General features: G+C 66.9%; 18 protein-coding genes. 13 read left to right on the top strand and 5 right to left on the bottom strand.

Going from position 1 to position 23302, the window contains the following annotated elements:
- The first annotated feature begins 208 nt into the window (after window positions 1–208).
- From HALOF300_RS04375 to HALOF300_RS04355, 5 genes are all read left to right on the top strand, one after another.
- A complete protein-coding gene (locus HALOF300_RS04375; RefSeq protein ID WP_156739642.1) occupies window positions 209–1315 on the top strand; it encodes an ABC transporter permease in 1107 nt (368 codons plus the stop codon).
- On the top strand, window positions 1312–2292 hold the full coding sequence (locus HALOF300_RS04370) for an ABC transporter permease (protein WP_156739641.1): 981 nt from the start codon (window positions 1312–1314) through the stop codon (window positions 2290–2292). The genes HALOF300_RS04375 and HALOF300_RS04370 overlap by 4 nt, the downstream gene beginning before the upstream one ends.
- Window positions 2289–4157, top strand: a complete 1869-nt coding sequence (locus HALOF300_RS04365) for a dipeptide ABC transporter ATP-binding protein (RefSeq protein WP_156739640.1) — start codon at window positions 2289–2291, stop codon at window positions 4155–4157. The genes HALOF300_RS04370 and HALOF300_RS04365 overlap by 4 nt, the downstream gene beginning before the upstream one ends.
- 92 nt (window positions 4158–4249) lie before the next feature.
- Window positions 4250–6046, top strand: a complete 1797-nt coding sequence (locus HALOF300_RS04360; RefSeq protein WP_197522302.1) for a peptide ABC transporter substrate-binding protein — start codon at window positions 4250–4252, stop codon at window positions 6044–6046.
- 16 nt (window positions 6047–6062) lie between these two features.
- The gene (locus tag HALOF300_RS04355; RefSeq protein WP_331716204.1) at window positions 6063–7154 is read left to right on the top strand and encodes an SGNH/GDSL hydrolase family protein; all 1092 of its coding nucleotides are present in this window, start codon (window positions 6063–6065) and stop codon (window positions 7152–7154) included.
- Window positions 7155–7159: 5 nt separating this feature from the next.
- On the opposite strand, the gene HALOF300_RS04350 is transcribed toward HALOF300_RS04355, so the two are convergent.
- The 5 genes from HALOF300_RS04350 to HALOF300_RS04330 form a co-directional block, all read right to left on the bottom strand.
- A complete protein-coding gene (locus HALOF300_RS04350; protein WP_156739634.1) occupies window positions 7160–7978 on the bottom strand; it encodes an SDR family NAD(P)-dependent oxidoreductase in 819 nt (272 codons plus the stop codon).
- 75 nt (window positions 7979–8053) lie between these two features.
- Complete coding sequence (locus HALOF300_RS04345) at window positions 8054–10483, bottom strand: DUF4838 domain-containing protein (protein WP_156739632.1); 2430 nt, start codon at window positions 10481–10483, stop codon at window positions 8054–8056.
- A gap of 223 nt (window positions 10484–10706) precedes the next feature.
- Window positions 10707–12464 carry a right-handed parallel beta-helix repeat-containing protein gene (locus HALOF300_RS04340; RefSeq protein WP_156739629.1) on the bottom strand — a complete coding sequence of 586 codons (1758 nt, stop codon included), beginning with the start codon at window positions 12462–12464 and terminating at the stop codon, window positions 10707–10709.
- A gap of 36 nt (window positions 12465–12500) precedes the next feature.
- Window positions 12501–13562, bottom strand: coding sequence for a Gfo/Idh/MocA family protein (locus HALOF300_RS04335; RefSeq protein WP_197522301.1), 1062 nt, complete (start codon window positions 13560–13562; stop codon window positions 12501–12503).
- Window positions 13559–15475, bottom strand: coding sequence for a glycosyl hydrolase family 28-related protein (locus HALOF300_RS04330; RefSeq protein ID WP_197522300.1), 1917 nt, complete (start codon window positions 15473–15475; stop codon window positions 13559–13561). The genes HALOF300_RS04335 and HALOF300_RS04330 overlap by 4 nt, the downstream gene beginning before the upstream one ends.
- Before the next feature lie 213 nt (window positions 15476–15688).
- Here HALOF300_RS04330 and HALOF300_RS04325 point away from each other — a divergent pair, with 213 nt between their 5' ends.
- The 8 genes from HALOF300_RS04325 (at window position 15689) to HALOF300_RS04290 (ending at window position 23276) form a co-directional block, all read left to right on the top strand.
- Window positions 15689–16864, top strand: a complete 1176-nt coding sequence (locus HALOF300_RS04325; RefSeq protein ID WP_156739623.1) for a mandelate racemase/muconate lactonizing enzyme family protein — start codon at window positions 15689–15691, stop codon at window positions 16862–16864.
- On the top strand, window positions 16861–17811 hold the full coding sequence (locus tag HALOF300_RS04320; RefSeq protein ID WP_197522299.1) for a dihydrodipicolinate synthase family protein: 951 nt from the start codon (window positions 16861–16863) through the stop codon (window positions 17809–17811). The genes HALOF300_RS04325 and HALOF300_RS04320 overlap by 4 nt, the downstream gene beginning before the upstream one ends.
- Window positions 17808–19121 (top strand): mandelate racemase/muconate lactonizing enzyme family protein, encoded by a 1314-nt coding sequence (locus tag HALOF300_RS04315; protein ID WP_156739619.1) that lies wholly within the window; start codon window positions 17808–17810, stop codon window positions 19119–19121. Before HALOF300_RS04320 ends, HALOF300_RS04315 begins: the two co-directional genes overlap by 4 nt.
- A 75-nt stretch (window positions 19122–19196) precedes the next feature.
- The gene (locus tag HALOF300_RS04310) at window positions 19197–19910 is read left to right on the top strand and encodes a FadR/GntR family transcriptional regulator (RefSeq protein ID WP_156739617.1); all 714 of its coding nucleotides are present in this window, start codon (window positions 19197–19199) and stop codon (window positions 19908–19910) included.
- A gap of 33 nt (window positions 19911–19943) precedes the next feature.
- Window positions 19944–20831, top strand: coding sequence for an NAD(P)-dependent oxidoreductase (locus tag HALOF300_RS04305; RefSeq protein WP_156739615.1), 888 nt, complete (start codon window positions 19944–19946; stop codon window positions 20829–20831).
- Window positions 20828–21610, top strand: coding sequence for an amidohydrolase family protein (locus tag HALOF300_RS04300; RefSeq protein ID WP_156739613.1), 783 nt, complete (start codon window positions 20828–20830; stop codon window positions 21608–21610). The genes HALOF300_RS04305 and HALOF300_RS04300 overlap by 4 nt, the downstream gene beginning before the upstream one ends.
- Window positions 21607–22557, top strand: a complete 951-nt coding sequence (locus HALOF300_RS04295; protein ID WP_197522298.1) for a Gfo/Idh/MocA family protein — start codon at window positions 21607–21609, stop codon at window positions 22555–22557. The genes HALOF300_RS04300 and HALOF300_RS04295 overlap by 4 nt, the downstream gene beginning before the upstream one ends.
- Entirely contained in the window at window positions 22554–23276 is a 723-nt protein-coding gene (locus HALOF300_RS04290) for an NAD-dependent epimerase/dehydratase family protein (RefSeq protein WP_156739609.1), read from the top strand. The genes HALOF300_RS04295 and HALOF300_RS04290 overlap by 4 nt, the downstream gene beginning before the upstream one ends.
- Window positions 23277–23302: the final 26 nt, after the last annotated feature.

The following is a 23302-nucleotide window of genomic DNA, read 5'->3' as shown; positions in this document are numbered from 1 at the left end:
TCCGGGTGCGCTGCTGGCCCGCCGCGAACCAGGTCTTGACCTAGGACCTCAGTTCGCGCATGATGAGCCCACTGCACTGGCATCGCAGCCATTGTCGTGTCAACCCGTACGGCCGGCCAGGAGGTCGCAATGATGATCGCTCGCTCGCCCGGGCTGCCGAGACACACCCCTCGCTCGCCCCGGGCTGCCAAGCGACTCGGTCGCACTGGTGGTGCGTGAGTTGCTCGGCTATCTCGCCCGCAGGCTGGTGCGGTTGGTGCTGTCACTGCTTGCCGTCTCGGTGATCACCTTCGGCCTCCTGCAACTCGTACCCGGCTCGTTCGCCCAACTCTCGGACGTCGGCACAACCACCCTTGGCAACTCCTCCGGCGGTGCGGACCCGAGCGGTCAAGAGGGTGCGGCCGGCTGGCTCGAGTACTTCCGGTTCATGGGGGGAGCCATCACCTGGGACATGGGCCCGACGTACAAGTACCCGCAGTCCACGGTGGAAGGGCTGATCGGCGAGGCATTTCCGGTCTCCCTCTCCCTCGCGGTACCTGCCACCCTGCTGACCCTGCTTGTGGCCATCCCGGTGGGAATGCTGGCGGCCATCAAGAAGGACAAGCCGGCCGATTACGGCTCGATCTTCGTCCTGACCACCTTGCAAGCTCTGCCCGGCTACCTCTTCGCGCTGCTGCTCATGCTGATCCTCGCGGTGGGCCTCGGTTGGCTACCGGTGCGCGGATGGGCCGGGCCGGAGTACATGATCATCCCGGTGATCGCACTGGCCGTGCAGCCGACGGCAATGCTCGCCCGATACGTCCGGTCCTCGATGCTGGAAGCGCTACGAGACGACTACGTCACTGCGGCGCTGGCCAAGGGTGGCAGCACCCGAACGGTTCTGATCCGTCACGTCCTGCGGAACTCACTGATCCCGCTGGTCACGGTGGTTGGCCCGGTCTTCGCCTCGCTGGCAACCGGAACAGTGTTCATCGAGGTGCTGCTCGGGATCCCCGGTCTCGGCAGGCTCTTCACCCTCGCCGCACGGACCAGGGACATGCCGCTGCTGATGGGCACAACACTGTTCTTTGCGTTGATCCTGATGCTGGTCAACCTGATCGTCGATGTCGTCTACGGTCTGCTCGACCCGAGGATCGCGCACCAGCGACGGCTCAGTGGCTGGCGTCGCCCGGCCAGGCCAGCCTTCTTGGTGGGCTCCATGCATCGGAAGCGGTCGGATGGCGGCTCGACCAGAGCGGGACCGAGAACGGCATCGAACCGCCCCGACGCGGTTCGCGTCGACTCCGCGAGCTCCGATGCGGAGGTCTCCGGATGAATCCGAGCGGGGTCCAGGACCGTCATGAGCCGGGCAGTAGGACTGTGGACGCCGACCACGACGGTCCAACACCGACCGTCCGCCGACTGGCGCGGCGCCAACGCTCCGACGCAGCGGCACCACGTGCGCAGAGCGAACTGAGTCGCGGCTGGACGCGTTTCAAGCGGAACCGGCTTGCGTTTGCCAGCCTGGCCTTCGTCGTTGTGCTGGTGGTCGTTGCCGCCGCAGCCCCGCTGCTCGCACCCCACTCCTACAGTGAGCAGGACCTGCTCAACGGTCTGCTGCCACCGCTGAGCGAGGGACATCTGCTCGGCACCGACCAACTGGGTAGGGACGTGTTCTCCCGGCTCCTCTACAGCCTCCGGACGGCCCTGATCATCGGCTTCACCGCAGAACTTGTGGCGCTGGTGATCGCCTTGGTGATCGGGTTGTGGGCGGGCTGGCTCGGCGGTCGGGCGGAGTCTGCGTTGATGTCCTTCACCGACGTCATGTACGCGTTCCCGAGCTACCTGTTCTCGGTGCTGCTCGTCGTGGTCATGGGTCGGTCGCCGTTGTCGATCATCCTGGCGATCGGAATCGCCGGCTGGGTCACACAAGCACGCCTGGTCCGAGCGCAGGTGTTGAAGATCAAGACGTTCGAGTACATCGAGGCGTCGCGATCGATCGGCACCGGCGGGTTCGCGATCGCAGTCCGACACATCCTGCCGAACGCAGCCGGGCCGCTGCTGGTCACGACGAGCTTCGGGATACCCGGCGCCATCATCGCCGAGTCTGGACTGGCTCTGGTGGGACTGGGCGTGGCGCCGCCCACTCCATCCTGGGGCGGAATGATCGTGGACGGCTACACCTTCGTGCTTTCTCACCCGTATCTGATCATCGCGCCCCTGGTCCTGTTCGGCCTCACCATGCTGGCGTTCACCTGGATGGGTGATGGTCTGCGAGATGCCTTCGATTCCAGCGAAGAGGACCACGCATGACGGCCTCGTTCGGTAGCAGCGCCACGCTGGATGGCGTACAGCCCACAGCGCATGATCCCCAGGCCCTGCTCTCGGTTCGTGATCTGCGGGTGAGCTTCGCCAAGCCGCGTGGTGGCCCAACGGCGACCGTGGTCGAAGGCGTGAGCTTCGACATCGAACCGGGCGCCTCCCTGGCGGTCGTCGGCGAGTCCGGATCCGGCAAGACGGTGACGATGCGCGCCCTGCTGCGGCTACTGCCAGAGACAGCGTCCGTGACCGGACAGGCCATGTTCGGCGGCCAGGACCTGATCAGCTTGCCGGACAAGCAGTTGAGGGCCGTGCGGGGCGCACAGATCGGCATGGTCTTCCAGAACGCCATGTCCGCTCTGAATCCGACGCGAACGTTGAAGGTCCAACTCACCGAACACCTTCGATGGCACGGGATCACCGACCGCGCCCACGCCCTGGAGCGCGCCATCGAGGCATTGGATCGCGTTGGGATTCCAGAACCGCGCAAGCGGATCCGGATGTACCCGTTCCAGTTGTCCGGCGGGCAGCGGCAGCGCGCGATGATTGCCATGGCGATCGTGGCCCGGCCCAAGCTGCTGATCGCTGATGAGCCGACGACAGCGTTGGATGTGACCATCCAACGCCAGGTCCTGGATCTGCTGGAAGTGCTGCGCGGCGACGGGATCTCGTTGGCGATGATCACCCACGACCTTGGGGTGGCACGCTACCTCTGTGATGACGTCGTGGTGATGCGTCACGGTGTCGTCGTCGAGGCGGCGACGGTGGATGCCTTCGTCAATAGTCCGTCCCATCCGTACTCGCGCCAGCTGCTACGGGCAGCTGAAACTGTCACCGCCCTGGATCCGGCCACGTCCAGAGGTCGGACCGTCACCTCCACCGGTGAAGCAGGTCACCACGCCGCGGCGCCGACGGGACACCCGCACCAGGCAGACGGGCCCGGCCGCGCCCGCCAGGAGCCGTTCGAACGGACGACAGACCTGGTCGCGGCGCGGGATCTCGTCAAGGTCTTCCAGGTTCCCGGTGGGGAGATCACAGCCGTTCGCGATGTCGACCTGACGATCGAGTCGGGCGAAACGGTGGGGATCGTCGGAGAATCGGGATCGGGCAAGTCGACCTTGGCCAGGCTCATCGCCCGGCTGATCGAACCGACAACCGGTGCCCTCGAGTTCGACGGTGACGATGCGTTGACCCTGAGCGGACAAGACCTGAAGGCTTGGCGCCGGCGGGTACAGCTGGTGTTCCAGAACCCGTATGCCTCGCTGCTGCCACACCTGACGGTGGCTTCAAATGTCGCCGAACCGCTCAAGGTGCACCGGGTCGGCACTCCGGCGAGCCGGCGGGCACGCGCGCTGGAGTTGTTGGAGCTCGTCGGCATCCCAGAGACTCGCGCCGACCAGTACCCACGACAGTTCTCCGGCGGGCAGCAACAACGCATCGCGATCGCTCGTGCGCTCGCGCTCGAACCGGACCTGCTGGTGTGCGATGAACCAACCTCGGCACTCGACGTGTCGATCCAAGGACAGATCCTCGACCTGCTGCAGAGGCTCAAGGCGGAGATGGGTCTGTCGATGCTCTTCATCACCCACAATCTGGCGGTGGCGCAACGCATCTGCGATCGCATCATCGTGATGGCCAACGGCACGATTGTGGAGTCAGCCACGGCGGCCGATCTGTTCGGCGCACCACAGCATCCGTACACCCGCGAACTGCTCGCCTCCGTGCTCCCGATCCACGGGAGCCGTGCCGTCGCCGGCGAGCCCATCGGCACCGCCGCCCTGCGGGACGAACCGGAGCTCGACCTGACCGGGGAGCTGGTTGAGACCGCCCCAGGGCACTGGGTACGCAGTCCCGGCTGATGCCGGCCGCGGTGCGCCGGTCCACCACCACAACTGGATCACCTTCCCTCTCGATCAGCCCCCCAACCACGCCCCATCCCCAAGGAGCCCCGATGCCGCACTCCGCACGCCCCGTCAACTCCAGTTCTCCAGCACTTCTCCTCGGTCGCCGCTCGTTCCTCGCGGCGACCATGGCAACGGCCACCGGTGTGTTGGCCGGCTGCGGCTTCTCCGACGACGGCGGCAACGATGCCACCACTGCACCCGACCAGGACGCCGACCCACAACGAACTGGCACCTTGCGCCAGTCGATGCTCCCGGTCGCCGCCCTCGACCCGGCGGTGAATGGCAACTCCTCCTTCGGACAGATCATGATGATCGGCCTGTGGGAAGGTTTGGTCGCGATCGACGCGGACCAGCCCGACCAGGTGGTACCGGGGGCCGCAGAGTCGTGGACGGTCTCGGAAGACGGGCTGGTCTACACATTCACGATCCGGGCCGATGCGGTCTGGTCGAACGGAGACCCGGTCACGGCAAACGACTTCGAGTGGAACTGGAAGCGCATCCTCACCCCCGGTATCGCAGGAGAGGGATCGCCCTCATACGTCCACACCGTTGTCGGTGTCCAGGGCGCCGACGCCTACATGGCCGGTGTGACCGAAGACTTCGCAACCGTCGGCGCGAAGGCGGTCGATGATTCGACGTTCGAGCTCACCCTCGTTCACTCCAACGCCGACCTGCTGGTCCACCTGGCGGGCTTCTGGGCCCTGCCGCTGCACCCGGCGACGGTCGAGGAACTGGGCGACGCGTGGCTGGTGCCCGAGGGCTGGGTGAGCAATGGACCATTCCTGCTGGACAGCTTCCGCGTCAACCAAGGCGCCGTGCTGGTCCCCAACGACACCTACTGGGACAAGGACAGCTACTTCCTGGAGCGGTGGGAGGTCACCTTCAACGACGGCGGCACCACCGCGGATCTGCTGGCCTTCCAACAGGGCGAGATTGACATCACCGGTCGGATCGAGGACAACCTCGAGGCCGTGACGGCCTCCGACGTGGCCGATCAGCTCGTCAGCTCGCCGACCAATCAGGTCCGCCGGCTGGTCGTGATGAACAGCGAGCACCCGGCGCTGCACGACGTCCGGGTCCGGCAGGCGTTGGCGTTGGCGATCGACCGGGACGCACTGGCCGGGATCGCGGAACCCGCGGTCGCGGGGACCTCGTTGCTGCCCTCCGCCGTGCCGGGCGGCGATGAAGTGCCCGGGATCTCCTTCGATGTCGACCAGGCCAAGGAGTTGCTGAGCGAGGCCGGCTATCCGGACGGCGTGGGCATGCCGACCATTCAGCTGCTGGACTTCCAGGCGAGCCCGTGGGTTGAAGCCATCGGGCAGATGTGGCGCGACAACATCGGTGTCACCGCGACGCTCGACGTGGTGGAGGTCGGTGTCTACTCGAGCAAGCGTGCCCTGGTCCATCCGGCGGACTACACAGGGTTCTACGTCCAGAACGGCGCGATCAATCCGCCCACCATGCTGGCGGCCGTCCAAGGCATCTTCCCGACGGCTCCCCAGATCTACGGCGCGAACCTGATCCCGGCCGCCGAGGCGGCCCAGGTGCTCGCATCCATCGAGAGTGAGGCCCCGCTCGCGGAACAGATGGCGATCATCGACGGGAGCCGCCCCGCCGAGCTCCAGCAGACCTCGGAACTTGTCGCCGCGGCGCTGACCGAGACCGATGTGGACAAGCAGCGGGACATGCTCACTGAGGCCGCGACAGCCTGGGTGGACGCTTTCGCCATGATCCCGGTGCTTTGGGGTGGCTACAACCTGCTGGTGAAGCCGCACGTGGAGAATCTGCGTCCGTGGTACTACGGCACCGTGTTCACCACGAAGGGCGTCACGATCACCAGCTGACCCCTCGCCGTCGGGCGTGGCGAAGCCCTGCCCGCCCGACGGCGAACAGGTGCGCGAACGGAAGGAGCGGGACTCGTGGGCGTGTTCGGCGGGGGGAACATCAGTGATTCGCATTGAGCCGAACGATGAACGGATCGTCTGGGCGGGCGCCGCCGAGGTCGAGCACGGGCGGGCAGGGTCGCGGGGTTGGCGACTACCCTTGAGTCGACTGCCGCTGTTTCCCGGCGAAGGGCTGCGCAGCCGGGCGGCCATGCAGGCAGGGATCCGACTGGTGTTCCGCACCGACGCCACCGTGATCGGAGTCGCGGTCGCGGCCCTGGACGACCTGCTGACGGACCGCATCGATCTGTTCGTCGACGGAAGCACTGCGGGATCGGCGGTGCTCGACGCGGATGGCCACGTCGCGTTCCGCGGCCTACCACCCGCCATGAAGTCCGTCGAGGTGTGGCTACCGCAGTACGGCGAGCTCCGGATCACCGGCCTGTTCCTGAGTCCCGGCGCGCGGATGGTCGCCGCACCGGCGACGGAGCGACGCGAGCTGATCGCCTACGGGAGCTCGATCACGCAGTGCCGGTCGGCGGCATCGCCGTCAACCACCTGGCCGGCCATGGTCGCGAAGTCCTTGGACATGGAACTGACCTGCCTCGGTTTCGGCAGTGAGTGCCACCTTGACCCGATGATCGCTCGATGGATCCGCGACCACCCCGCCGATCTCGTCATCACCTGCCTCGGGATCAATGTGTACGGATCCGGAACGTTCAGCCAGAGGTCCTTCCTTCCGACAGCTCTGGGATTCCTGAGCACCATCAGGGACGGCCACCCCGATGCGCCCCTGGTGGTGATCTCGCCGATCGTCAGCCCCGATCGGGAGAATCTCGTCGGTCCCACCGGCATGACCCTCGCTCGGCTGCGCTCAGAGGTGGAGATGGCCGCGATGCTCCTGGCTGACACCGATAATGCGATCCATCTGATCTCGGGCCCGGAGATCTTCGGTCCGGAGCAGGCCGACCTGCTGCATGACGGGCTGCACCCCTCCGCGGCAGGCTACGCGCACCTGGCTGCGGCGTTGCTGACCAAGCTCGAGACCGGCGGCATCGCCGCTCGCTGACAGACCTACGTGGCCGCGGCTCCCGCTTCCATACTCCATTCGGGGGAGCGGTGGTCGAAGAGCATGGCGCTGGTGCCGGCGTCCGCCCAGACCTCGCTGCCGGTCATTGACAAGGCGTCGTCCGAGAGCAGGAAGCCGACGACCTTGCCGATGTCGGCGGGAGTGACGGGTCTCGGCATCATCTGCCGCTCGGCGAGGAAGCGGCGGTGGCTGGGGGTGGCACCCGTCCGGTAATCCTCGGCCAGTTGTTCCGGACTCACCACCGCACCGGGATGGACGATATTGCACCGCACGAACTGCCGACCATAGTCACACGCGATTCCGCGAGTCAGTCCGACGAGCGCCGCCTTGCTCGCGGCATACGCCGAGTACCCCTGGCTCGCCCCCGCCTTGTGGACGGATCCGATGTTCACGATGCTACCCCCGCCGGCGTCGATCATTCCCGGTAGCACCGCTCGTGCGCACAACCAGGATCCACGGACGTTCACCGCCATGATCCGGTCGAACTGCGGCGTGGAGACGTCAGCAGCAGGCAGTTCCAGGCCTGTTCCCGCACTGTTGACCAGCGAACGAACGGTTCCGATCCGGCCGCGGATCTCCGATAGTGCCCGCTCGATCGAGTCGGGGTCGCAGACGTCCAGGTCGACGGCGTCGGCTCGGTGGCCCGACGCCCTGAGCCGCGTGGCGAGCTGCTGGGTGGCGCCACCGTCGGTGTCGCCGATGACCACATGGAGCCCGCGGGCAGCCACCATCGTGCTCACCCCATGGCCGATCCGTGCGCCAGCGCCACCGGTCACCAGGCAGACGCCTTCTTCATTCCGCATCGTTCGTCCTTTCGCGAATTTGCGGTGTGCTACGCCGACCTCTTTCGCACGCTGGTTTACACCGAAGCCGGCTGCCTATCCGCTGAGCTGGGTCAGCACCACGGTGTCGATCATGACGGGTGCCCTCACCTGAGCGTTGAGCGCGATGCGAACCGAGGTGGTCGCGTCAGGCAGAAGGTCTGCGACCGTTACGGCGCTCCAGGCCTGCGCATCGGCAACAGCGGCCCACGGCGACCAGAACTGGCGAATCATCGAACCGTCGGCGTCGAGTGCCTGGGCTTGGGCAACGAGGTAGTACCCACCCGCCTGCGCTGTGTCAGCTGCGCGGATCTGTGCGGTGAGGTGAAAAACGCCGGGCGATGCTGCGACCTCTTGGTGGATGGTGCCTTGGAACCCTGCGGGCAGCCGGAGGTGAGTGCTGTTCGCCTCCGTCACCACCCGGGCCTGGTCAGCAGTCTTCCACTCGTTGTCGATCACCCACGGCTCGAGCCCTCCGGACTCGAAGCCGGCGTTCTCCAGACGCGTGACGATCCGGTCGTCGGACACGGCGAGCGCGTGCCGGGCGAAGGCGCCAATGCGCCCGGGTTCGCCGGCCAGGGTGGCCAGTCTTCGCCGGACCATCTCCGACTCCTGGTTGCCCTTGAGGAAGGAGGCGAGCGCCCATATCGCGTAGACGTTCCAACCCGACCACCCGATTGCGTACCACCGCTCAAGGTCGATCGAGTGCCGCATCACGGGGCTGGCGTTGAATTCCGACAGCAAGGTGGTACGCCGGGTCGCAAGGTCCACATTGCGGTCGAGGGAACTCTCGATCGACCGAATCAGCTGCAGCGCGTCTCTCGTTCCGGCCGGTTCATCCACCATCCGTGGGTAGCTCCGGGCAGATGACTCGTAGAACTCGAACTGCCTGCGGAGCACCTCGACACGGGCTGCCTGCTCCGGTTGGCCGGCCAGTCGCGCAGCCTTGTCGAGCAGGTTCCGAGAGGTGGCGATGTCCTCCTCCGTGACGACCTGGAGGTAGGCCTGATCGGCGAAGTAGTAGTACATGCGAGGGGTGCGGAACCACGTGGTCTGGGGGACCCGTTCCCGCCAGAATGACTCCCACAGCCGGTAGTAGGAACGGATCGCCGGCGTTGCGGCTGAGCCGACTGCGAGGTCGTACCAACGGTCTTCGAGTGCACGGACGTCCTGGTGTGGGTCCCACGTCAGTTCGGAGAGCACCCACGGCTTGGGGCCCTCGCCCCAGTTCGGGTAGAGCTCGGCGTAGTGGTGTGTGACGCCGGCCGTCGCTGCCCAGGCCATCGCACGGCCAACCACGACGGAGTCCACTCTGGGGACGGCGTATGGAGCCCCGTAGCGGTAGTCGTACCAACCGACCTCAGTCGCCAGAGCCTTCCAGGCGAGGGTGGCCCGCTTGTCCTCCGCCTCGATTGCGGGATCGACCCATCCGTAGCGATCACGGGTCAGGAACGGCACCACGTTGGCGTGGAGCGGGAACGTGGGCGGATCGGAGACGTTGGTGTAGGCAAGGAGTCCGAGCTTGATCTCGGGGCGTTGCGCAGCCACGATCTCGGCGACCTCGTTGACGAACCGGTAGTACGGCTCGGAGGCGTCCGCGTAACCCATGGAGTTCAATTTCGCGAGATCGACTTCATCCTCACTGAAACCGCCGGAGTCGTTGACGCCGAGCGAGTAGCTCTCCAGGTGCGGCCGGGGTGCGAGGTAGGCGAGGATCTCCGCAGCTGCGGCCGCCGCTATTCCGGGGGCGCTGAAGCGCGGCTGCCACTGGATGGTGGTGCCGGTCGGCGGAATGTACGTCTGCCCATCATGGATGGGATAGAAGTCAGGCCGATAGGTGGGCAGCGCGGGATCTCCATACTTCTCAACCGGGAAGAGCCTCCACAGATTGTGGTGGAACTCGATCCGCCAGTGCATGCGTTGATGTGCGGCCCATTGTTTCAGTGGATCCGGATCGGTCAGGGTGTCGGTGTGGCCGGCGTTGAACAACGGGCTCAGCGCGCGGGAACGGAACGTTGGCGTGCCTTGCACCATCTGAGCAGGCGCATACAGCGCCGTTGCGGACGGCACGTAAGCGCCGACGTCGTCGGGCATCAGCCAGACGGCGCCGAAACGACGGCACATCTCGATCGCCCCGAACTGCGATCCCCATGCGCTGTTGCCGATCACCGTCAGACTGCGGTCGCCCGGCGCCAGGACGAAGCCATCCCGATCGAGGCCCGAGATCATGTCGTCAAGCCCCTGCGCGCTCCACGCACCTCGAGTGTCGACATAGATCCGGTTCAGTTCACTCTCGGTGGGTGAGATCGAGTCCTCGGTGGTGACGGTCAGTACCACGCCGGTCGCCCTCTGCACGGTATCCACGAGGAGCTGCGCGGCAGCGGTCACCTGAGCCGCACGACTCCGGGCCAGCACCACGACGGCCGCCGCCCGTCCATCCGAGACCAGTGCCACCCCTTCGGCGGCCAGGGCTCGAGGTGTGCCCACGGAGGTGGTCAGCAGTGCACCTCCCGCGCAGGCAAGGGCAGCCAGGACCTGGCGGCGACTGATGGATTGCGCAGCATTCTCCGGTCGGGTGGAACGCCTGAGATTCAGCGGATTCGCGGGTTCGACGGCGCAGTTCTCGTTCACTTCTACTCCTCCATCGATGGTTCGGTGCGGAAGGCGGCGTTCTTGGTGACGCCGTGCCCCATGTGCGCAGGCACCACGTTCAGCTCAGGGCGCGCCACGTCCCCGGCTGGCCGGCGGTGATACAGATCCAGGCGAGCGGGCCGTCAGCCGCCGGGTCCGTTCGCCAGCAGATGTCGCCCACCGCGTACAAGGACGAGGCAGGCAACGTCTCGGGCGAGGCTGCTGCATGGAACTCGCGGTGCCCCCGTCCCGAGACGACCGAGTCCCCCCGGGTCTCGGCACCGATCGATGCCTGCGGGGAGTAGCGAGTGTCCGAGTGCCGGATCGTGCCGTCGACCCGCAGTGGCGCGGCGGTCAGGTTGATGTTGTCCGACCAGACCGTGGTCACCGGCGAACTGATTCGGACCAAGGCAGTCAGCGTGTCCGGCTCACCCGAGGGAGCGGAGTGCACATTGTCGGTCAGCACGGCTACCGGCTCTGGCGTGCGAGGCTCGGCCGGGGTGCCGAGGTATACGTGGTGAGACCACTCCGTGCGGCCGAGATCGCCGGGTTGGGTTCGTGGCGCGATTGCATTGTCGACGAAGACGTTGCCGCGAATGGTTGTGAGTTCGTCCACCTGGGCCCACAGGCCTGTCCAACCGGTTCTGCGGATGCTGTTGTCCGTGATGTCGCCCGAGACGAATCTCAGGTAGATGCCGTAGTTGCCCGTGTCGTCGATGTGGTTGTCGGCGATCCGCGAGTCGACGCCCGCGGTGTGGTAGATACCGCTCTCGCGCGCGCCACGGATAATGTTGCCGACGATCGACACGTTCGTCAGGTGCCGGCTCTGGGCGACGCCACTGGTGGTGGCGATCACGATGGCAGTCTGATTCTCCACGAGCAGGTTGTGACTCACGTCCACCTCGGAGACATCGCCGGGATAGGACTCCGCGACCTGATTCTTGATGCCGAGTCCGTACGTCCGCGTGATCACGTTGTCAGTGACCGTCACGCGTGAAGTCGCCGAGAGGTAGATGCCGTGCTGACCGGGGATGTCGTGGATCCGATTCCCGGAGATGACGACCCGGTCGCCACCGGACACACCGATGCCGAAGCACGACGCGGAGATGTCGTTCCCGGTGATCGTGATGTCAACGTTGCGCGTCGCCGCGAACCCGCCGATCGCGAAGTCGCTGTTGTTGGCCAGCGGCTCGATCGATGGCACCCCGATCCCGACGAACGTGTTCTCGACGAACCACGCACTCTCCAGCGCGCCGCTCCAACGCAGGCCACCGCCCGCATGGTTGCGGACGGTGCAGTGTTCGATCAACACCCCGGTGACGTCGAAGAGGAAGATCGCAGCGACACCGTTGAAGGACGTGGCGGTCGGCTCATTGCTGTGTTCGGTGCCGCAGCCCACAAACGTCAGGTCACGAACGGACAGTCCGGTGCACGAGCGGAACTCGAAGGTCTTGGTCAGTTCCTGGACCTGGGTGATCGCGACCCCGCCGGCACCGCGCACGGTGAGGTCGGTGAATCCGTCGAACACGATCGAGCCACTGACCGAGTACGACCCTGCCGACCACAGCAATGTGCCGCCACTTGGCGGCAGGGCCGCAACGGCCGAGCGGATGGCGTCGGTGTCGTCCGTGGTGCCGTCGCCGATGGCACCGTACGCACGAACATCGACCCAGGGCACCGGTCCCTTGACGATCAGGTCATCGGCGATGACCGTTCGGGGGTGGCGGGGTGGGTCAGGCTCGGCGCGTGCCGGGACGGCCAGCCCCGCGAGGCCGAGAGCCCCGGCGCCGATGAGGATGGCGCGGCGGGAGGACCTGGTTGCGTCTCGATCGGTCATTCCTAGCTCCTTGGTCGATGTGGGACGACTCCGTGGTCATGCCGGGGAGGGAGGACGTACTCCGGACGCACGCGCCCGGGCAATGAGTTCAAGCTGGAGACGGATGTCCGCGAACGAGACCGGCGGTTCCCCCGAGCCGGTCAGCGCGCCGTGCAGACTGCGGTAGTAGTCCGCCGCACGCTGATCACCGGGCGGCAGTCGAATCGTCTCGGTCGACCAACCGGGGGGTTCCTCGCTCGTGTAGAGCCGACCGGGAGCCGCACCCGGCTCGGGCACCAGAGCCCCGAACGTGTCCGGGTCGAGCCAACGGACCTCGAGTCGGTCCCCGGAGACCGACAGACCGCCGGCGGTACCGGCCACCCACCACGTCGGCTGTGGCAGCGCGATGGTCGCGCTCGCCTCGATCTCGTAGAGAGGACCGTCCTTGATCTGCAGCATCAGTTTGATGTGGTCCTCCGCGTCGCCGACCGTGATGGTGCGTCGGAGGTCAGCGCTCAGCTCGATCTCGCGTCCGGGATACATCCGCAGCATCTGGTCGATCGCGTGCGACCCCGTGTTGGCAAGCTCCCCGCCGCCGTGTACGCGCAGCGACTGCCAGTCCGCGCGGCGCCCGTAGCGGTGGTAGGTCCGGCGGATCAACACCGGGTCACCGATTCGACCACTCGCGATGGTGTCGCAGACGGCTTGGAAGGACGGCTCGAATCGGTTGTTGTGAAAGCAGGTGACCACAGTCGACGCTGCCTCTGCAGCCGCCTGTAGCTCGTCGAGCTCCGCGACGTCGCGGACCATCGGTTTCTCCAACAGCAGATGCTTGCCGGCGCGCACCGCCGCCAAGCCGAGTGGCAGGTGTGTGTTAGTCGGTGTCGACACCACGACCAGGTCGACGTCCGGATCGGCGATCAGCGCCTCGGCCTGTTCATAGCCGCCGGCTCCGAACCTTCTGCGCCCCTCGTCGAGCCGTTCGGCGACCGGGTCGGCTACCGCGACCACCCGGTACAGATCGGGCAGCCCGGACAGTGCGTGGGCGTGGATGTTCCACCCGCTGCGCCCGAGGCCGATGATCCCGACCCGGACCGTCTGTGCAGTCGCCGGGATCATGCGATCGTGCCGAATCCCTTCCAGGTGCCCGGGTCCCCAGCCTGGGTGCACACCCAGCCGACCGGCGTGCCGGTCGTCGGAGCAGTGTTCCAGACCATGGAGCCGCTGGTAAACGCGCCGGTCGACGGAGCTTGGGCTCCGTATCCTTCGCTGACCCATTGACCCGGTGCGGCGACCTTGAAGACTCTGCCGTCCGCATGTACGGCACGGGACCCGTTCGCCCCGCGGGTCGGAAGTTGCTTCAGCGCGCCGGACAACGCGCTGCCGAACACCACGCTCATTCCGGCGTAGGCCGACACGTAGCTCGTCAAGCTGTCCGACGTCGCGGACTGCACATCGACGGCACTGTCGAAGAACAGTGTCTTGGGACTCGTGCTGCGATCGCGGTAGTAGACGACGGTCGGTGTTGTTGTCGCCTGATGGAAGCTGATCTTCCCGCCACGCACCACGGGCGCATCCAGGAACGTGGAGTCGAGAAAGACCACCGATGCGCGCCCGGTGGACGGCGAGGAGAGGGAGTTGATGCAGCAGTCCAGCAGATTGTTGTCGGAGATGTGAGCGGCCCGGACCACTCCGCTGGACACCACGACAGCTGCGAACGGCGCATTCATCACCGTGTTGCCGGAGATCTCCAGCTGGTCGACCGGCGCACTCGGGTTGCCTGTGTTGGCGATGGAGATGGCCGCCATGTACGACGGAACCTCGGTCCGCAGGGCCGGGACGTCCGTTCCATTGCCGTACACGAGGTTGTTGCCGCACACAGACAACGCTCCGATGCGGTTGTTGAGGCTGCCGGCGTACAGGCTGATGGCCGCACCGCGCGGCTGCGCCCACGCCGTCGGGTACTTGTCCATGCGCATCGTGATGGAGTTCTGGCCCACGTTCACGCCGATGGCGCCGCCCTGGTCGTGGTCCGTGTCGCCGTTGAACGCCTGTGACCAGACCGCGATCCCGAAACGGCTCGCCGAGATGGCGTTCCCCGTGGCGTTGATGGCGTAGTCGGTGCTGGGACGGGAGATTCCGGTGAGGTTCATGCCCACCTGGAATCGGGTGACGACGCAGCCGCTCACCGACAGCTGCGTTGCGTGCACTTCCATCGCGGTGCGAGGGGCTTGCTCCCAACGCGCACCTTCGAAGGCGCAACCGTTGACGATCACGTTCTCACCGGCCAGGTTCAGCAGCGACTGGTCGTAGTCGCCGGCCGCCTGGCTGTCCGCAGCGAGCCATCGGCTGTTGACGACGGAGATGTTCTTGCCCGGGGTGAACCCCTGCGGGAAATACATGCTCACAACGCTGTCGCAGTTGATGACGTCGACGGTGTCGATCGTGACCGCCGAGGAGAATCCGCCCGAGGGCGGTCCCGGATAGGACGAGACCGAGAACCGCAGCCGGGCGGTGTACTCGCTGAGTGCGCCGAGCGGATTCCCCTGCTGGTTGTGGTCGAAGGCAATGTCGCGGACCTCCCAGTGCTCGGCATTGAGCACCTTGCTGCCGAGGATTCCCCAGTAGTTGCCGGCGTTGTCCGCGATCGCGATGGTCGTGGTGTCCCTGGACTCGCCGAAGATTGAGATCCGGTTGGTCTTGATCTCCAGAATGAACTCCGCAGGATCCGTGGGGGCCACGAGGTAGGTCCCGGCCGGGAAGTACAGCCCAGTGCCGTCGCTCAACGATTCCAGCGCCTGGACGATCGCGGCGGTGTCGTCGGTCACCCCATCGCCGGTTGCGCCGAACGTACGGACGTTCACCGAGAGATCAGCGATCCTCGCCGGACGGTTGCGGGTCGGACCTGCCGCCACGGGCGGGCTGTCCGCTGCGGCGGCGGCGGGGATGAGTGCGGCGGTCAAACCGGCCGCGCCGACGAGCATCGCGCGGCGTGAGGTCATCTTGGGCTTGTTGTCCTGGTTCTCGTGCACCGGTGCCTCCGTTGGCATTGGGGACATGCATCTGGCATAGGGACGTACGTCGGGACCTGCGATCAGGGATGTCGGTTCGCCACCGAGGTGTGACCTATGACCTAGGCTGGAAGGTATCGCGCGCCATCGGCGCGGTCAAGGGTCGCGGTTGCGACCAGTTCGTACCTAGGACCTAGGCTGCTAGTCTCTGTCCGACATGGAGGGAAGGCCAGCATGCGGATCACCGGCGTCAAGAAGTGGGTCGCGGAGTTCGGGTACTACAACGCCATCTATGTGCGCATCGAGACCGACGAGGGTGTGGTCGGAGAGTCGGAGGTGGCGATGCGGCGTCGAACCCGCACTGTCTGCTCGCTGATCGACGAGCTCGGCGAGTACCTGATCGGCAAGGATCCGACCCGTATCGAGCAGCACTTCGAGCGGATGTACCGGGACTCGTTCCTCGGTGGCACTCTGCTGACCATCGGCATCTCAGCTCTGGATGTAGCGCTGTGGGATCTCAACGCCCGAGCTCTCGGCGTGCCCGTGCACCGACTACTGGGGGGGAAGTTCCGCGACAGCGTGCCGGTGTACACGCATGCCAGGGCCACGGAGACGCCCGAGCTGTTCGCTGCCGAGGTCGCGGACCGGTTGGCCAAAGGGTTCACCGCGATCAAGACCACGCTGCCCGGCTTCTACACCAAGGTCTCCAGCGTTCACCACGAGGCGCCGGCCGCGATCCCCGCGCGCCACACCGAGACAGAACTGCTGCCCAACTGGATCTGGGGCCTGGTCGGCGAGTACTTCCAGGCTGCCAGGGACGTCGCCGGCCCCGATGTGCAACTGATGCTGGACTGTCATGGCCGACTCAACGTCGCGAACTCGATCCGGCTGGCCGAAGCGCTGGAGCCGTTCAACCTGACCTTCATCGAGGAGCCGACGCCGCCCGAGCGACCCGACTGGCTGGTCGAGGTCTCGCGGCGCTCGACCACACCGATCGCCGCGGGCGAACGCTGGGCGAGCCATTACGGCGCCGCGCCGTTCCTGGAGCAGCCGGCGGTCGCGATCGCCCAGCCGGACGTCCTGTTCTGTGGCGGCATTACCGCCGCGAGGCGCATAGCCAACCTCGCCGAGACCCACGGGGTGTCCATCGCCTTCCACAACCCATTCGGACCCTTGGCCAGTGCCGCGACCTGGCAGCTCGCCGCTACATTGCCGAACTTCATGATCTCGGAAGCGATGCTCACCCCGCAGCAGATCAAGTACTGGGACATGTACACCGAGAACCCGCCGGTGGTCTCCGGGGGCGAATGGCTGGTGACCGACGATCCTGGTCTCGGTCCGCGTCTGCGGGTGGACGAGATCGTCAAGCACCCGTTCCGTGTCGAGTACGACCAGGGGGGAACCCGGTGACACCGACCTGGGGTGGCGTGTGGCCGGCTCCCTTGACCATGTTCGACGCCGCCGGTGCCGTGGACGAGGAGGCCACGGCCGGGCATTTCGAGTGGCTCATCAGCCAAGGCGTCGACGGTCTGGTGATCGGCGGTACCAGTGCCGAGTTCGTGGGGATGACGGACGCCGAACGGCGCCGGATCACCGAGCTGGCCGTCGGGAGCGCTGCCGGCCGGGTCCCGATCCTGGCCGGAACCGGTAGCTACGGCACTGCGGCGACCATCGGGCTCACCGAGCACGCGGCGGCCGCGGGCGCCGACGGCGCCCTGGTGGTACTGCCCTTCTTCCAGCGACCGTCAAGAGCCGAGGTGCTCGCGCACTATCGCGCAGTGGGCTCAGCAGTGGACCTCCCGCTGTTCGTGTACAACATCCCGGCCAACGCCGCGGCCCCGGCGGTATCGGTTGCCGACCTCGGCGAGCTGTATCGCGACGGTGTGATCTCCGGCGTGAAGAACACCGGGCCGCTCGTGCAGCAGGTGAACGAGCTCCGCGCGACGGTGGACGAGGGGTTCCGGGTCTTCTACGGCGGCTTGGCCGCTCCGCTGGAAGCCGCCGCCGGTGGTGCACACGGCTGGGTCAGTGGGCTGCTCAACGTGATCGCGTCGGACGCCGTGACGTTGTGGGCTGCGGCAACGGACGGCGACTTCGCCTCAGCGCGGGACATCTGGACCCGACAGCTCGTCTACCGTCAGCTGGTCGCGGCGCCCGTGGTCCCCGGGGCGAGCGACCTTGCGATCTACCGTGGCCTGCTCCGGTTGTCGGGCCGGCCGGCCGGCTACTGCCGCGCACCTCTGCGGGACTTGGACGATCAGGGCATGCGCGCGCTCGAGAAGGTCGTAGCCTGTGCCGGCACCGACGGTGCAGCCCGCACCGTCGGCCGTCCGGTACTGGAGGGACAGGTCTCATGACGTTGAAGGTCACCGATGTCGAGCGCTTCTGGATCAACGTGCCGTTCCGGGAGCGGGTGCGGACCTGGAACGAGCTGCTTGTCGCGAAGTGGGGCGTTATCGAGATCGTCAGGGTGACCACGGACGCTGACGGTGTTGTCGGCTTCGGCGAGACGCTGGTGCACTACACCTGGCAACAGGTCACGGATGAGGCGATCGCCAGGGTCATCGGCACCAACCCGGCCCAGCACCTGGCCGACGACTCGCTCGGCGCGGGCCTTCAGATGGCGCTCTACGACGCGGTCGGCCAGGCTCTCGGAGTGCCGATGCACGCATTGCTGGGCGATCCTCAGGTGCGCGATTGGTGTCCCATCTCGTGGTGGAACACCAAGATGCCGCCGGCACTACTGGCCGACGAGGCGCGCGACGCGGTCGCCGAGGGCTACCGCGCCCACAAGATCAAGGCCAGGCCGTGGTTCGATGTGCGCGAGCAGGTCGCCGCGATCAGCGCGGCCACGCCGGACAACTACCTGATCGACATCGACTGGAACGGCATGCTCAGGACGCCGTCCGAGGCCCTGCCGGTGCTGCGCGATCTGGACCGATGGCCGAAGGTCGGGCTGTTCGAGAGCCCGATCCGGCAGGACGACGTGATCGGCCATGCCCGTCTTCGACCGCACTCTCCGCGGCCGCTGGCCGAGCACTTCCGCAAGGATCTGTTCCCGCTCTGGATGCGCGACGACTCCATCGACAGCTTCGTCGTGTTCGGCGCGGGTGTCAGCGGGATGATGCAGCAGGGACACCTGGCGGCCGGCTTCAACAAGACCTTCTGGCTTCAGGTGGTTGGCTCTGGCATCACCACCGCGTTCACGCTGCACCTGGGCGCAGTGCTGACCAACGCCACCTGGCCGATGGTCACCGGGATGAACACTCTGGCCGATGACCTGATCGTCGATCCGATCGAGATCCGCGACGGACTGGCCCGCACTCCGCAGGGGCCTGGCCTCGGCGTCACCATCGATGAGGACGCGCTCGAGCGCTATCGCGTCGACACGTCCGCGGTTCCGCCCCTGCCACGCCGGATCCTGAGGTTCGACCTCGGGGACGGACGTCGTCGCTACTTCACCGACATGACCCAGCTCTGGCGTGACTGCCGGGAGGACAGGAACACTCCGGTTCAGCCCGTGAACGCGCAGCTATCGGTGTTCGACGATGACGGATCCGCCGACTTCGACGCGGTGCACGAACAGGTGACGGTGACGCCGGCCTGGTCACAGGATCTGCCCTCCCGGTCGCGGCTGCGTTCGGCAGACTCGTCCCCGACGGCGTGAGCCGACCAGGGCCCTATGTCTTTACTGGGTGGGTAGGCTGATAGGACCTGATGGAGGGGTGGGAATTCAGTGGCAATGAGTCCAGGGTCTGGCAGCGGCGAGAAGGTCCTGCTGGGTGCCGGCGTCGCCGAGCGGATCGCCGAGCATATCCGCAGCGAGTCGCTTGTCGAGGGCGACCCGCTGCCATCGGAAGGTGCCCTTGCCGAAACGTACGGAGTCAGCCAGCGAGTGGTCCGCGACGCACTGCGCCTGCTCAGCCAGCAGGGCGTGATCTGGACCAGGCAGGGCAAGCGTGCCGTCGTCAGTACGCTGCGTCCGGTCGCGGTTCTCGGCTACTTCCAGCATGCCGTGGCGGGTGACGCTGCCGCGATCCATGAGTTGCTCGAACTGCGTCAGGCCATCGAGACCCAGGCGGCAGGCGCCGCTGCCCAGCGGATGCAGGCCGACGACCTTGTGTCGCTGTCGGAGCTGCTCGACCGCGCCGAGGCCGAAGCCGTGACGTCGTCCGCGCGCGTCGAATCGGACCTCGCGTTCCACCGCGCGATCGTTCGGTTCTCCGGCAACCGGTTCTTCGACGGCATCCTCGACGTGCTGACCACCACTCTCACCGAAGAGCGGCGCCGTGGGCAGGAGATCACCGAGCAGGCTGGTGGCACTCACGACACCAGTGATCGCGAGCATCGCGCCATTCTGCTCGCCCTGCAGGCGCGGGACAGTGCTCTGGTCGAGCAGGCCATGCGGACCCATCTCGATCGCGTGCGCCAGGCATTCCTCGACACGCAACCCTAGCCCGGACCTAGGTCTTTAGTTTAGGGTCAAGTCATGACTGACCATGGGCTGCGTGTGGGTTGGATCGGGACCGGACTGATGGGTCTGCCGATGGCACAACGGGTGCTGGCGGCCGGTCACAGCGTCACGGTTCACACTCGGCGTCCGAACGGCGCCGCCGCGCTGATCGGTCGCGGCGCGGTGGCCGCCGGCACCGTCAGCGAGTGCGTCCGGGACGTCGATGTGGTTGTCACCATCGTCTCGGCACCCGCCGATGTGGAGCAGCTCTATCGCGGCACCGACGGCATCCTGGCTCACGTGGCGTCCGGCACCGTCGCCGTGGACTTGACCACATCGGCGCCCGACCTGGCCCGGAACCTTGCCGAGACCGGCGCCCGGCGCGGTGTCACGGTCCTGGACGGTCCGGTCAGCGGCGGGCCGGCCGGCGCCGAGGCGGGCACCCTGTCGGTGATGCTGGGCGGTGATGCGGTGGGCATCGAACGGGTGCGCCCGGTGTTGGACGCCTTCGCTGCCTCGATCGTCCACCAGGGTGCGGCCGGATCCGGACAGTTGGCCAAACTGGTGAACCAGACCCTCGTCGCAGGCGTGACCCTGGCAGCCTGCGAGGCCTACTCCCTGGCCAGCCGGAGCGGCCTCGACCTGGACAGGTTGGTCCAGTCCGTTCGTCCCGGTATTGCCGGGTCGCGCCTGGTCGACTTCATCTGGGGACGGTTGCGTGAGGAGGACATCGAGCCCGGGTTCAAGCTCGACCATCTCCGGAAGGACCTCGGTCTGGTCGCCGAAGCGGTGAGCGCGACCGGAGGTGTCGACCTCCCCGGCACCTCGCTGGTCGCCGAACTGGTGGACAAGGTCAGCGCGGAGCGTGGTGGGGACCGCGGCACCCAGGCACTGGTCACCGCGTTGACGGACTGGCGCTCGTGATCATCGACTCCCACGTGCACGTCGGGGCCTGGAAATACCCACCGGTCGAGGAGTACCAGGCAGCGATGTCCGGTGCCGACGTCGGATTCGCCGTCCTCGCACAGTTCGTCGGCGCCGCGGACAATCGCTATCTCGCTCGTTGCGTCGAGCGCTCCCCGGACCGGTTCGCTGCCATTGCGATGGTGGAACACGAGACTCCCGGTGCGGCCCAGCAGATCGCCCGGATCGCCGCGACCGGATCGTTCGTCGGCATCCGGCTGCCTGCCGCAGCGCGCACGCCCGGTGCGGATCCACTGGCCGTCTGGCGCGCGATAGCGGCGCACGGCCTGGTCGCCAGCGTGCGCGGCCCGCTGGCCGACATCGCCGCTCCGGAGTTCGCCGAGATCGTCGACGAGGTACCCGACCTGAAGATGCGCCTGGAGCACGTCGGATTCACCCAGTTCCCGGCGGCTGGCGCCGACCGGAGCCACTTCGACCGCTTCCTGCAGCTCGCCACTCGTCCGCAGATCCACAGCATGTGGGCAGGCTTCTACGCGAACAGCGGCGCCGGGTATCCCTACCCGGACGCCGACCCGTTCCTGCGCGACCTGATCGCGGCCTTCGGTGCACAGCGGATCACCTGGGGCGGCGATTGGAACCAGCCAGACGCTGCACCGGGCGCTTACCAGGCCGCCGTCCGGCATGTGCTGGAGCGGCCGTACCTGACCTCGGACGACACTCGCTGGATCCTCGGCGGCGCTGCGGCGGCGCTGTTCCACCTGCCCGGCGGTGCGCAGTGATCAGCGTCGGTCTGGTCGGTGCGGGTGCGATCGCCGAACGCCACGCGGCCGCGCTGCGTGACGTCGGCGCCCGGGTGGCAGCGGTCGCCGACCCCGAAGCGGCGCGAGCGGCCGCCCTGGCCGGTGGTTCAGCCGCAGTGTTCAGCACGGCCGACGAACTGTTCGCCCACCCTGGGCTCGATGCCGCCGTCATAGCCTCTCCGAACGATCTGCACGCCACGCAGACCATCGCTGCGCTTCGCGCCGGTCTGCACGTGCTGACCGAGATCCCTGTCGGAGTCTGCCTGGCCGAGGCGAACGCGGTCGCCGTTGCTGCGACGCAGGCAGGCAGGTATGCCGCCGTCGCTCACACCCTGCGCTTCTGCCGGCCGTATCTGGCCCTCAAGGCACGGATCGATGCGGGTGAGCTCGACGCCCGACATCTGATCGCGAGAACCCTGATCCATCGTCAGCACAACACGGGGATGGATGGCCGGATCCGCGCCTGGACCGACGACGTCCGTTGGCATCACGGCGCGCACACGGTCGACGCCGCTCTCTGGCTGCTGTCGGCGGAGACGGCGACGGCGCATGGTCTGCTCGGCGCGCCCTGGCCGACGAGTGGCCGGCCGATGGACGCTGGTCTGGTGCTCGAGACGCCGGACGGGGTCCTGGTGACGATCGCGTTGTCCTACCACTCGCGGCTGAGTTCCCGCGAGCTGATCGCCATCGGCGAGAACGACACGTTGCGCATCGATGGCGGTGTGCTTGCTTCGACTGACCACGTCGTGGTGGACGCCGGAGGCGAAGCGCTGATGGAGCAGCAGGCCCTGGTGCGTCAGGACGAGGATTTCGTGCGCGCACTCGCGGATGGGCGACGTCCGGCGTGTGTGATCGATGACGTGTTGCCGGCAATGCGGGTACTGGACGCGTTCGGTTCCCAGGATCGGGCAGGGGCCACGCGGTGAGGGTCCTGGTGATCGGAGGATGCGGCGATGTCGGTCGGCTGATCCTGCCTGCCCTCGCCGAACGCCACCGGGTCAGGGTGTTCGATCTCGCGGAACCGACGCCGGCAATGGCGGAGGACTTCTGCCAGGGCAGCGTCACCGACCCCGATGCGGTCGCCGCCGCGATGCATGGACAGGACGCCGTGGTCTTCCTGGCGATGGGCCCGAAGGCAGACTGGGGGACGCCACGCTGGGCGGCCGCAAACTTCGACGTCAGCGTCACGGGCCTGCATCTGACGCTGAATGCCGCCGGCGCCGCGGGGGTCAAGCGGTTCGTGCACACCAGCTCCGCCTCGGTGTTCACCGACTACAAGCTCCAGGACCATACCCGTGATCCTGCGCCCGACGCCGACGATACGTACGGGCTTTCGAAGCGTCTCGGTGAACAGGTCTGCGCGGCTGCCTCGCGACAGTTCGACATGTCCGTCACCTCACTACGGCTGGTCGGCCCGATGAGCGATGACGACTGGCAAACCGACATCAGCGAACATCGCGATGTGGTGACTGCCGGCAGTGACGTGGCACGTGCCTACCTCGCCGCGCTGGACCTGCACCACAGCGGATTCCGTGCGCTGATCATCTCGGGCGACACCGACCGTGCCGTGATCGACTGGTCGGGCTCCAGAACCGCCCTTGGTTGGAGTCCACAAGCGCGGCGAGACGGTTCCGGCACGTCGTAGCGCGAACCCGCGTACTGCACGTCAGA

Source organism: Occultella aeris (assembly GCF_902703175.1).
In the GTDB taxonomy this organism is placed as follows: Bacteria; Actinomycetota; Actinomycetes; order Actinomycetales; family Beutenbergiaceae; genus Occultella; species Occultella aeris.
Note: the sequence above shows the minus strand (reverse complement) of the source record. Positions and strands in the feature narration are given on the sequence as shown.